This is a genomic window from Paenibacillus sp. MZ03-122A, from assembly GCF_024213325.1.
Lineage (GTDB): Bacteria > Bacillota > Bacilli > Paenibacillales > Paenibacillaceae > Paenibacillus > Paenibacillus polymyxa_B.
Genome location: NZ_JANAVI010000008.1, coordinates 108369 through 119723, shown reverse-complemented (window position 1 = coordinate 119723; position 11355 = coordinate 108369). Strand labels below are relative to the sequence as shown.

General features: G+C 46.6%; 11 protein-coding genes. 2 read left to right on the top strand and 9 right to left on the bottom strand.

Annotated features, from left to right (window positions below; all coding sequences use genetic code 11):
- Positions 1-127: 127 nt before the first annotated feature.
- The 6 genes from def to NLX74_RS17800 all read right to left on the bottom strand — a co-directional run bounded on the left by def (position 128) and on the right by NLX74_RS17800 (position 6350).
- Positions 128-709 carry a peptide deformylase gene (def, locus tag NLX74_RS17825; RefSeq protein WP_165179319.1) on the bottom strand — a complete coding sequence of 194 codons (582 nt, stop codon included), beginning with the start codon at positions 707-709 and terminating at the stop codon, positions 128-130.
- A gap of 299 nt (positions 710-1008) precedes the next feature.
- Positions 1009-1983, bottom strand: coding sequence for a polysaccharide pyruvyl transferase family protein (locus tag NLX74_RS17820; RefSeq protein WP_254329509.1), 975 nt, complete (start codon positions 1981-1983; stop codon positions 1009-1011).
- The gene (locus NLX74_RS17815; protein WP_023990346.1) at positions 1958-3337 is read right to left on the bottom strand and encodes a lipopolysaccharide biosynthesis protein; all 1380 of its coding nucleotides are present in this window, start codon (positions 3335-3337) and stop codon (positions 1958-1960) included. The genes NLX74_RS17820 and NLX74_RS17815 overlap by 26 nt, the downstream gene beginning before the upstream one ends.
- Before the next feature lie 72 nt (positions 3338-3409).
- A complete protein-coding gene (locus tag NLX74_RS17810; RefSeq protein WP_254329508.1) occupies positions 3410-4363 on the bottom strand; it encodes a glycosyltransferase family 2 protein in 954 nt (317 codons plus the stop codon).
- A gap of 39 nt (positions 4364-4402) precedes the next feature.
- Positions 4403-5344 carry a glycosyltransferase family 2 protein gene (locus NLX74_RS17805; RefSeq protein WP_235309915.1) on the bottom strand — a complete coding sequence of 314 codons (942 nt, stop codon included), beginning with the start codon at positions 5342-5344 and terminating at the stop codon, positions 4403-4405.
- A gap of 205 nt (positions 5345-5549) precedes the next feature.
- Positions 5550-6350: a DUF1836 domain-containing protein gene (locus NLX74_RS17800; RefSeq protein WP_254329507.1), complete on the bottom strand. Its 801-nt coding sequence runs from the start codon at positions 6348-6350 to the stop codon at positions 5550-5552.
- A gap of 225 nt (positions 6351-6575) precedes the next feature.
- Between NLX74_RS17800 and NLX74_RS17795 the strand changes: the two genes are divergently transcribed.
- Both NLX74_RS17795 and bacA read left to right on the top strand, forming a co-directional pair.
- Positions 6576-7946, top strand: coding sequence for a hemolysin family protein (locus tag NLX74_RS17795; protein WP_061828973.1), 1371 nt, complete (start codon positions 6576-6578; stop codon positions 7944-7946).
- Positions 7947-8073: 127 nt separating this feature from the next.
- A complete protein-coding gene (bacA, locus tag NLX74_RS17790) occupies positions 8074-8871 on the top strand; it encodes an undecaprenyl-diphosphate phosphatase (RefSeq protein WP_028541808.1) in 798 nt (265 codons plus the stop codon).
- Positions 8872-9005: 134 nt separating this feature from the next.
- On the opposite strand, the gene NLX74_RS17785 is transcribed toward bacA, so the two are convergent.
- From NLX74_RS17785 to NLX74_RS17775, 3 genes are all read right to left on the bottom strand, one after another.
- Positions 9006-9332 (bottom strand): thioredoxin family protein, encoded by a 327-nt coding sequence (locus NLX74_RS17785; protein ID WP_254329506.1) that lies wholly within the window; start codon positions 9330-9332, stop codon positions 9006-9008.
- 210 nt (positions 9333-9542) lie between these two features.
- Positions 9543-10454 (bottom strand): aldo/keto reductase, encoded by a 912-nt coding sequence (locus NLX74_RS17780; protein ID WP_254329505.1) that lies wholly within the window; start codon positions 10452-10454, stop codon positions 9543-9545.
- A gap of 157 nt (positions 10455-10611) precedes the next feature.
- Positions 10612-11355: an alpha/beta hydrolase gene (locus tag NLX74_RS17775; RefSeq protein WP_254329504.1), complete on the bottom strand. Its 744-nt coding sequence runs from the start codon at positions 11353-11355 to the stop codon at positions 10612-10614.

Sequence of the window (11355 nt, the reverse complement as noted above, 5' to 3'; positions counted from 1 at the left end):
ATGTATTTTCACATTCTCTATCACAATCTACACGTTTCCAGTTTAAAGCTTCGTAACCTCTATATCTATATTTTTGTAAAATTTAAAAATGTGGCGAACGGAGTCACCACACTTTACAATTCCTAAACTATTTACGTACAAAAGGTTCGATATGCACTCCCTGCGGCAGCTTGTGCGGATCTTCCGGGTTGATACGGTCATAGAACATAATGCCGTCCAAATGGTCCATTTCATGCTGCACGACAACCGCTGCATAACCTTTGAAAGTCAATAGCTCTTGTGTTCCGTCTGGTAAAGTGGCCTTAATACGAATTTTTTCGTAACGCGGTACATATCCGGCTACGTACCGATCTACAGACAAGCACCCCTCTCCCTGTTCCAAATAAATCATGGACGTGGAGTGACTGACCAGCTTCGGATTAAACAATGCATACTCTACCGTTTTGTCCCCATCTTCATAATAAATAGCGCACATTCTTTTGTTCAAACCTACCTGGTTCGCGGATAGCCCCACACCCGGGCGTAGATCATAGCGGGTGGCCAGCTCTTCATTTTGGCTATTTTTCAGATAATCCAGCATCCATTGCATCTGTTGCAGGTCCTCTTCAGACAGCGGCAGGCATACCGGCTCAACCTTTGTGCGCAAAATCGGTTCCCCTTCACGCACGATATCCTTCGTGAGAAGCATATCCATCGATTGATTACTCATTCGTCAGCCTCGATTCATTTAAATAAATATACTTTCATGTTATTCTGCAAAAGTTAGGGAGTTCCCAATATTCCTACGAGTTTTATCCCATAAATTATATCTATTCATGAAATGAATTGTCAAAATGAAGCGGTATTTAAGCCATTAAATATTCATTGCCTTAATAATTTATCTAATTAACAATTATACTGATGCTCTATATATCCTTAAACGAAAAACCCCCTTAACCAATGAAATGGTCAGGAGATTTTTTGCCGTTATCATACCTTTGAAATTAATCTACGTATCTTTTCTTACTATTAAGATGGCTGCTCCAACGCACTTGGAGCTTCACTAAACAGCTGCGCCTTTGGATTCGGCTGTGTCCAGGTATTATAATATTGCGAGTTCTTGCCGTAGGAGTTGTCAATGACAACATGCGGCATATCAAGCAGACAGGCCAGAATGTGACCGTGCAACCGTGAAGTGCGAACCTCTCGGTAAGAGCTGAACAGCGTAACCGCTTTGTTCATGAGATGGTCTGTATACTTGTACCAGAATGTACGCGTAGGTAATGGGCCACCGATTTTCTTATCCAGTCGATAAAACTTCTGGAAATAGACAATTCCCTTCACTTCCAGCGGAGTGAACAAAGTATCCCAGTCCAGCCGGTGAGCGGCATCTGCCTCGTCATCGAACTTCTTTTGTCCACCCACCGTTTCAATATCTGTGCGCAGGAAATACAATACATCCTTCACGGTTTCCGTAGTCGGCTTCAATGGCCAGAGCTGGTGTGCCATATCAGGACATAGTGTGATACTGCACTGGTTCAGCTTGTCCTTAGCCCACTGATAAGAGCGTGTATCCCGCACAAACATATGTAGATCCGGATGAGCATTGAACAAGGTAGCGACTTCATTAGCCTTCTGTTCAGATTGAAAGTGGATCGTCTGCGGCATAATCACAATTCGGTGGTTAGGGAAATCGCGAACGATGCGTTCTCGCAAATTTTGGTGATTTGAATAGAGATCGCCGAAGTTGCCGCCGCCGTGGCACACGATAATCCAGTCACCCGGAATTTGAAGTCGATCGGGAATATCCATAGCGCTATAACGGGCACGGACACGGATGCCATTATCCTTGAAGAACGCCTCGGTGCCTTTCATGATGAGTACATCCCCACCGTTATTATAGACGGGATAATCGACATAAATGATATTCGAACCTTGGGGGACTACGTCGAGAATGACGCTCAGCTTATTTTTCAGTTTAGCCATGGGATGCAAATTCGGCATCTTTCAGTTCTCCCTTCCTGCGCTTCTTTTGTATAGTCTGAATGACAAATGTAATATCACTTTTATCAAAAATGATCCGTGATAGCGGAACATTGAAAAACATCGGGAATGAGAACAGTGAGAACGCCAATCGTACACAAGCGCCTACAAGCAAAGCAATCGCAATGCCGTCCAGACCAAAGATCGGTGTACAAATAAAAAATAGACCGACGGTGATCGCATAGGCTACAATTTGCCGGAACAATACCAGTCCCGGACGTCCCAGCGCGTTAAAGGCCGAAGCCAGAATCCATGAGCCGCCACCAATGATACATTCCAGTGACAGCAGGTAGAACGTTAGCGATGCTTCCAGGAAAGCGGGGCCGTACAGCAAACCCAGCATGTATCGTCCAATGAAGAGAGCAGGCACAATGACGATTAGCATCGCAGCCATAGAGATGCGAAAAGCACGTCCTACCGTTTCGACAATCTTGCTGTGCTCCATCCCCGTCACTTTTGGAAAGGTAACGTTAGTGACGGCATTTTGCACCACATTGAACACACGAGACAAGGCGTAGACGACAGAGTACAGGCCGAACGCTTTGGGTGATAGCAGCGCCACAATAACGATTTTGTCCGTTTGTGTGGACAGCGTCCCCATCAGTTCCATCCCGTAAACCCTCGCTCCATAGCTATAATAAGGACGAAGCACTTGGCGGCTGGTAAATGGACGGAAAGCACGCACATTCATATACTTGCGCAAACGGAGGAACGCCCACACTAGTGCAAGGAAACTCGCGGCAAAATTCACTGCCCCAGCCAGCTGCACATTGAGCAAGCCCATCAGCCACAGTGTCACCAGACCGATGAAATTCAGTAACGGGTAGTAAAACAACAGACCATTATATACGCTAAACCGATCCAGTCCTTGCGACAATGCTGTCGTCAGCGCTGTAAGCACTGCCAGTGGTATGGCTGCCGCACAATAAAGCTGGGACAGTTGGATGATGTCCGCACCATAACCATTCAGCCACAGCGGCATGCATATCCAGGCCACAGCCCCTGCCAACAAGCTGGCAGGCAACTGAATCCAGAGCGACAACGCCAGCAGTTCTTCCGTCGTGCCTGTTTTCTTCTTGATGTTGTAAATTAACGACGTTGGTAATCCGAAGCTCAACACACTGCCGATCAGTGTAGGCCAGAACAGAACTGCCGCCAGTTCTCCTTTCCCCTCTACTCCGAGCATACGTGCGGTCAGGATGGAAGTCAGGGTCGTGACGATTAGCACAAAAAAATTGTTAAAGCTCGTGCGCATGATCGTTTTAGCGAGACTGTCACCCGTGAATACTTTCCTTGCTGCTGTCCATGTGCTCATGTTACGTCCAACTCCTGTTCCTTATTAAGCCTCTCGTCTCTATGCTCAATCGCGTCTTATGACGCACCTCCATCAGCCTACCGTTTTTTTGGAATTACGTTCAGGCAACTGTCCCCCGCCAACAGGCTCCTTCGGGCTTGAAAAGATCGCTTTCAGCGCTCTTCTATAGCCTTGAATGGCAGTATGATTTTTCTTGGGCTTTTCTCTCAAAATCTGATACAACGTCGTCCAGTATAGTGCTGCATAACCGATAGGCCCAGATCCCTCGTCACGCAGCAAATGAATATGATTCATCACCCGCATATAAGTAACCTGCTCCATATTGTCGCGTGAGGACGGCGATTCGTGATGAAGCAGCGTAAGCGCCGGGTTAATGTATAACGGACCGCTTTTCATCGCGATGCGCGAAAGTAATAAGTCCTCGCCTACGCTATAGCTTTGCAACCAAGGTACCGGCTCCAGACCGCGAATCGCTTCACGACGAAATGACATATTACAGCCATGGAAAAACTGGGTTCTAAACGTCTTCTTGGCCTTATGCCAGTTATACATCGAGCCGGACTGACCGCTGAGGGATAGCCTTCCTTTGGACAAAGACTGCTGGAATGACAGCAAGCATCGAATTGTTCCCATGAAGCTGTTACTCATTCCCTGTGCGATACCGCCGACACCAGCGGCCTGCGGGTAAGCCTCATAGGTACGCATCAACTCATTCAAGTAGCTGCTCGGCAGCTCAACGTCATCGTCAAGGAACAAAATGATGTCACCCTGCGCAAGTTCAGCTGTCTTTACACGAGATAACCATAATCCCGGCTGCTCCTTACGATGATATCGGTAGGTAATTCCCGCTCTGCCCAACTGACGCTCATAACGTTCCAGCACATGTTTCGGCAGTTCTCCGTCGTCAATAATCCATAGCTCGGTTTCACATGCCTCCGGTGCTCCCCCAATGGCAATTGAATTGATGCATCGGGTCAGATCATCAACCCGATTTCGGGTGCACAGAGCAATGGACAAGCTTAACATCATACTCCCCCTTTATCCTGTCAATGTGTATAAAACGGATTACTGAACCGCCGGGCCTAAATATTCGTTATATTTTTGCTTGCGCGGGTTCAGAATGAACAACACCCCCTGCTTGTATCCATCTGCGGCATTAAAATTGCGACGCAGCGTTTCTTTGAGCATCAAGTAGGATAAGGTCCATAAAAGGGCTCCATACTGAATCACTCCAGCCTTTTTCAAGGCAAGAAAATAATAGTGGTTAATCGCTGTAGCCTTGGCTACTTTGCCCGCCTTATCGCGCGAGCTTGGGGATTCATGATGAATGATGGTTAAGTCAGGATTGATAACCAATTTGCCGTAACGGCTCGCCAACTGGCACATGTACAAATCGTCAGCCACGGCATAACTGGTCATCCACGGATACGGCTTCATGTCCCGAAGCGCATCCCTCCGAAATGACATATTGCAGCCATGGAAAAATTCTGTATCGAAAACCTCCGTTGCTTCGCCCCAACGCAGCAAAGAACCTGCCAGACTACTAGGCGAGAGCTTGCCGAGGGATGGAGACATCTGAAATGTCAAAACGCCCAGCAGCTTTCCTGCCCGGCTCGAATGTAATCCCTTTGCAATCCCTCCAACACCCACAATCGTTTCATCCTGATCATAGGTATCGAGCAAGCGCCGGATATAGAGTTTATCGTCCAGTTCTGCATCATCGTCAAAATACAGCACAATATCATACCGCACAAGGGACAAGGCCTCATAGCGGGATAACCAAACGCCGGGACGACTTTTTTTATAATATTTCAAAACGCTTTGAGGCAATCCGGATACCATGTGACGGTACTGCTCGATCTGTTGGTCGGAAATATCGCCGTCATCAACAATTAGCAGTTCTACAGCCGTATGCTCCAATTGCTGCTGTACTGCAATAGATTGTATACAGCGTGTCAGGTCTTCGATCCGGTTGCGGGTACAAATGATGATGGAGACATCGGACATGCCATTACCTCCTGTGTGTGTATCCAGATGCTTTGGAAGAGATATTCAAAGTTTTTCCAATTGCTGGATTATATATGTTTATTGTATCTTTGACAGCGTTTTAGTGTATATACCTCTTTTGTATACTTTTTCAGTCTCCAAAAGGGTAGACAATCCTCTAAAAAGAGCAAAAAAAATAGGATTGGCTTCTAGTGCCAATCCTGATTTACCCTTGGAAGTCCAGAAACAACGTCGCATTCACATACCGACGTGCCATGGACAAAAAATAACTATTTTGTACCGCTACTGCTGCCACCAGCAAAGTATTACGCACCGCTTCACACTGGTTAGGGGTCAAATGCTGTAAACGACTGGTGTATTGATCAGCCGCCTGAACCAGCAACTCCTCTGTCGCACTTTCTTGACGCTGCTGTCCTGTAACGGAAATTCCGTTGTCTTTTGCAAAGCCTGCTACTGCCACATCAAGCAGTTGATCTCCGTTCGCATCCAGCTCCTCAAACAAAGTTGAATAGGCGGCGTACAAATCGACCGGCTGAATCAGATCGTCCGTATCATCTTCGGGTTGTTGGAACAGGATATGAAATAGCTGACGGATGGATTCAAAATCAAGACATGATTTTAAATCTTCTACAATGAGCAATATAGCAGCCTGGTTGACCGAGTACTTTTTGCCGATCTTCGGAGCGCCGAGAAATTCCTTGAAGTCACGTTTGACCCAATTTTGCATAGAGGCCAGTGAGACATGGCTGTATTCGACCAGTTGACCCAGAGAAACGATCTCCTGTAGCGAAAAGGCTGCGCTGTGCTTACCCTTGATAATTTTATCTAGCACAGGTGTCACGTCGGTGTATAAAAATGTCGGCATCGTGCTCCCGGAGCGGGCAAGATGGCTATGAGTGCGCCTCCAGGCGTCCTGAAGAACGGCCAAAGGCTGCAATTCGCGGCGACCTTCCATGGCCAGCAGCAAATGGGCCATATCACGACGAGTAAGGGTAAAAGACTCCATCTGCTTTCCTCCCTTTCTTACATTTCAAGTTCATTCGAACTCATCATACGCCCTCAAACTAGGCTTGTAAAGCGAAGCAATGAGCCGTGCGGGTTCTATTAAGCCTTATTTTCCGTGTAAATTGGAGGTAGGTGACCTGCTACGATTCCATATGAACCTTGTATATTTTCTTTTAAGTTCTTAAAATAAGTTCAAGTGAACTTAAAATGGAGTTCCTTAAAAAAATTGAACGAAAAAGGGATGAGTGAAAATTATATGGGTATAGGTGTCAGTCTATTTTTGTTTGCGGTGTTGATTTTATTTAGTGCTTTTTTCGTGGCTACCGAGTTTGCGATTATTAAAATCCGTTCCAGCCGGGTCGATCAGCTGGTTGTGGAGAACCGTAAAAACGCACTGGCGCTACAAAAAGTCGTCAATAATCTGGACGGCTACCTGTCCGCCTGTCAGCTTGGTATTACGATTACAGCGTTGGGACTCGGCTGGCTCGGTGAACCGACCGTAGTCAAATTGCTGGAGCCTCTCTTTCAACAGCTCAACATCAATGGGGATTTTTCACATATCCTGGCCTTTATTATTTCATTCGTCATTGTAACTTACCTGCACGTGGTAATCGGTGAACTGGCTCCCAAAACATTGGCAATCCGCAAGGCGGAAGCTGTCAGTCTGTTAACCTCTCCAGTTATCGTGTGGTTTAACCGGATTATGTATCCGTTTATTTGGCTCCTTAACGGCTCGGCCAATCGTCTGGTTCGTCTGTTTGGTCTTCAGCCGGCTAGTGAGCATGAAGAAGCGCACTCTCAGGAAGAAATTCAGATCATTTTGTCCGAAAGCGTGGAAAGTGGTAAGATCAATAACACCGAATATGGCTACGTAAATCGTATCTTTGCTTTTGACGAGACCGTTGCCAAGGAAATTATGGTGCCACGTACAGATATGGTATGCTTGTTTACGAATCGCTCGCTACAAGAAAACATGCTGACTATTCACGAAGAGCAGTATACCCGTTTTCCGGTGGCGACAGATAGCAAGGATCAGATCATTGGTATGATTAATACCAAACAGCTATTCCTTGAGTATGATCGCAATCCCGAGCTTGTTTTCGACAGCCTGATTCAACCGATCTTGACCGTTCCGGAAGTTATCCCCGTCAACACGCTGCTGAAACGTATGCAGAAGGAGCAGGTTCATATTGCTCTCCTGGTCGATGAATACGGTGGAACCTCCGGCCTCATTACCATTGAGGACATTTTGGAGGAGATTGTTGGCGAAATTCGGGACGAATTCGATAAGGATGAACGGAAGGAAATCGAGAAACTGACGGAGAACAGTTATTTGATGGATGGTAAAGTGATGCTTTCCGATCTGAGTGATCTGACTGGCTTGACATTGGACAATGAAGACGTGGATACTGTCGGAGGGTGGGTGTATAGCCGGGTTCCGGAACCTAGACAGGGCAAGGAATTCATAGAAGATGATGTGAAATTTATCATTCGTGAAATGGGTAAAAATCGTATTCGTCGGGTGGAGATTATTTTACACCACACATCCCCCGCATCTGAATTGGAAGCAGAATCGGACACTTCTTCCCGAGAGTGAAACGTGTGACCTGAGCGTTTATCTTTGCACTTGTGACACTTGCGTTCACTCCTACTGAAATGACATATTTCCAGGGCAGACGACTTAGGTCGTTTGCCCTACACGCGTGTAAGGAGGAGCTAGTAAAGTGGATATTTTATCTTCTATTATTATGGGAATTATTGAAGGACTGACAGAGTTTTTGCCGGTCTCTTCGACGGGTCACATGATCCTCACGGCTAATCTTCTAGGATTAAACACAGAGAATGATACGGTCAAAACGTTTGAGGTTATCGTGCAATTAGGTGCTGTGCTGGCGGTCGTCGTATTATACTGGCGCAGATTCCTGAGTCTGTTTGATTTCAGACGCAAAATCTCAAGTCAGCCACGTCTAAACCTGTTACATATTATTTTAGCCATGATCCCTGCGGGCCTGATTGGCGTACTGTTCCGTGATGTAATCAAGCAATACCTGTTTGGTCCTGAAACGGTTTTATACAGTTTGGTGATCGGGGGCCTGCTCATGATCGCAGCTGAAAAATTCCATCCGCCTATTAGATCACATACGCTGGATGAGATCACGTACAAACAAGCATTTACCATCGGTGTGTTCCAAGTCCTAGCTCTGTGGCCAGGCTTCTCCCGTTCAGGCTCAACCATGTCTGGGGGCCTATTCGCACGTGTAAGTCATACGGCAGCCGCGGAATTTACATTCCTCGTATCGGTTCCGGTCATGCTGGGTGCATCGGGTATTGATATGATCAAAAGTATGGATCATCTGTCTATGAGTGACTTTCCAGTGTTCGCGGCCGGCTTTATTACTGCCTTTATCGTCGGGATGCTGGCGATCAAAACATTCCTTGGTCTGCTCAAACGCTTGAGCCTGACTACGTTCGCCATTTACCGCTTCGTGCTGGCGGCTGTGTTCTTTTTCATTATTTTATAAGCCATTGTTTGGTACCCATAACCAATAACTAAAAAGGGATATCCATAGGGTCTGAATGATCAGCCTTGGATATCCCTTTTACTATTTTGCGGAAAGGATAGATCGTACTGAACTATCCCTATCATGCGTTCTGATTATTGTTTGGATTCCAGCGTAGTCAAATATTCCGAAATTTGAGCTGGCGTTTTAGCGTATTTGCTGTGCAAATGAGCAATTTTTTCGCCATTACGGAACACGAGCAGACTCGGAATGCCGCGCACTTGATTTTCGTCGGCAATCGGCTGAAATTTCTCTGCATCAAGCGCATAGAAATGCTTATCCGCGTTTTCCTCAATAATACCGTCCATAAATTTATCCAGTGTCTTGCAATCCGGACACCAGGTTGTATCAAATTTCACGACGGTCAGACCGTCACCGTTAATTAAATCCTGATATTGCTGCTGAGATTCGATGCGTTCCATTCGTTGGTCCCTCCTAGAGTGTATTTATAACGTCTCCATATTCACATATGAATAATAAACCGAAGCTTATTCTTATATTGTAATGATTCTTTTATAAATTGCAACTGGGATAGGTACATGTTCGAGCGTGTACTTCGGTTATAGACTGAAATGTAGCGTTTATAGCTAGGAGCAACAGATGAACACGCTTTTGTACCATCATTGCCCTTATCAGCGGTATTGCGCATCATAACGATTGGCTCGGCTGATTTGCTGTAGCGTCTGCCGCTCTTGTTGAGTTAGCGGTGCAATATCCGCAGCAGAAATATTATGCTCCAATTGTCCCAAAGAGCTTGCACCCGGGATCACAGCAGCAACAGTAGGATGTGACAAGCTATAACGAATAGCTGTCTGCCCCATACTACGGTCCGACCCTGCAAATGCCTTTAATTGCTTACGCACATCCAGCAGCTCTGCTTCATTGTAGTCCAGATATCCCTTGGCTATCTTCCCTTCCCCTTCGTCAGCCAATACACCACTGGCCACAGGCCCACGTGCAATCACGCTAATTCCCCGCTCCTGAAGCAAAGACAGTACCTCTTCCTCTGCACGCCGATCCAGTAAACTATACTGATTCATAACACTAACGATATTCGAACGTTCAACATATTCACGGATGACATGAGGGCGAATGGAGGAAATACCATAGTAACGAATAACGCCCTCCCGCTGTAGTTGCTCAAAAGCCTCTACGGTTTCGTCCATCGGATCGTCAATCGTCCCTCCGTGCAGCTGATACAGGTCGATGTAGTCCGTTCCAAGGCGCCGCAGGCTCTCTTTAACAGCAGACAGAATATATTTCTTGGATGGGTCCCATCCCCAGCTCTCCTGCCCCGGTAGACGCCGATTGCCGACCTTGGTCGCCAGGATGACATCCTGTCGTCGTCCACGGATCGCTGCACCCACGATTTCTTCATTGCGTCCGTGCTGGTACAAATCTGCCGTATCCAACAGGTTTACGCCCCTGTCTAGCGCTTCATGAATCAAGTAAACACCTTGCTGCTCCTCCGTACCGACCGACATACATCCCAAACCAATCTCACCTACCAGCAAATCCGATGATCCCAGGCGGTTTTTTTTCATTTATGCTCCCCTCACTTCCAACAACGTATAACTTTAAATTTTTAATATTCCTTTATTATACGAAAAAAATATACAAAAAAAACAACCCCAAAGACATAGAGACTCCACGCTCTCCAATCCTTTGAAGTTGTTGTATGAGATTCGTATTCCATTCATGCTATCCGAACAGCCATTGGACGGCCTTAGGAAATTGACGCTGAAAACAATCCACACGATGCACCGCATCCTGATCCAGCTCAAGAAGCACATCTTTTGCGTCCAGTCCCTGTGTCCGCAGCGCCTCGTGTGCCTGAAGAGTCAGCGGAACCATATCTTTTTGTACATTCATCTTCCCTTCACCTTCACGGGTCCCGACAGATATATACAAGCGATGTGTCCCATCCCTCACAGTTGCACATGATGCAGATTGCATATAATCAATCATACCCGGATACCAATACGAGCCTGAGATGGAACCGATGCGTCCAAATACGTCCTTATACTTGAATACGGCATACATGGAAATTAATCCGCCCAATGAGGCGCCGATGATCCCCGTATGCTCCGATCCAGTGCGCACTGGATATCTTGCCTCGACGTACGGCATTACTTTTGTAACCACAAACGCCAAATAGGCATCTCCGCCACCGCCAAAAGCAGGTCTTCCTTCTACTAAAGCCGCTGCCTTCCAAGGCGTATAATCATCCAGTCGATTTACGGGCTGAATCCCTACCAGCACCACACGTGGCAGCTCTCCCGTAGAAAAACCTCTTTCCAGCTCATCCAACCCGCTTAGAAATAAAGAGCTGCCATCCTGCACATACAGCACAGGATACAGCTCATTATGATTCACGGAGACGGGAGGTGTATAGACGTGCACAAGGTACCCATCTAATGGAATTTCATCTATATGACCTTTCAT

Coding starts and splice junctions, on each gene's coding strand:
- NLX74_RS17820 (WP_254329509.1), bottom strand. CDS start 1,983: ATGCCGAATTTGCATCCCATGGCTAAACTGAAAAATAAGCTGAGCGTC.
- def (WP_165179319.1), bottom strand. CDS start 709: ATGAGTAATCAATCGATGGATATGCTTCTCACGAAGGATATCGTGCGT.
- NLX74_RS17800 (WP_254329507.1), bottom strand. CDS start 6,350: ATGGAGTCTTTTACCCTTACTCGTCGTGATATGGCCCATTTGCTGCTG.
- NLX74_RS17775 (WP_254329504.1), bottom strand. CDS start 11,355: ATGAAAGGTCATATAGATGAAATTCCATTAGATGGGTACCTTGTGCAC.
- NLX74_RS17780 (WP_254329505.1), bottom strand. CDS start 10,454: ATGAAAAAAAACCGCCTGGGATCATCGGATTTGCTGGTAGGTGAGATT.
- NLX74_RS17785 (WP_254329506.1), bottom strand. CDS start 9,332: ATGGAACGCATCGAATCTCAGCAGCAATATCAGGATTTAATTAACGGT.
- NLX74_RS17815 (WP_023990346.1), bottom strand. CDS start 3,337: ATGAGCACATGGACAGCAGCAAGGAAAGTATTCACGGGTGACAGTCTC.
- NLX74_RS17810 (WP_254329508.1), bottom strand. CDS start 4,363: ATGTTAAGCTTGTCCATTGCTCTGTGCACCCGAAATCGGGTTGATGAT.
- NLX74_RS17805 (WP_235309915.1), bottom strand. CDS start 5,344: ATGTCCGATGTCTCCATCATCATTTGTACCCGCAACCGGATCGAAGAC.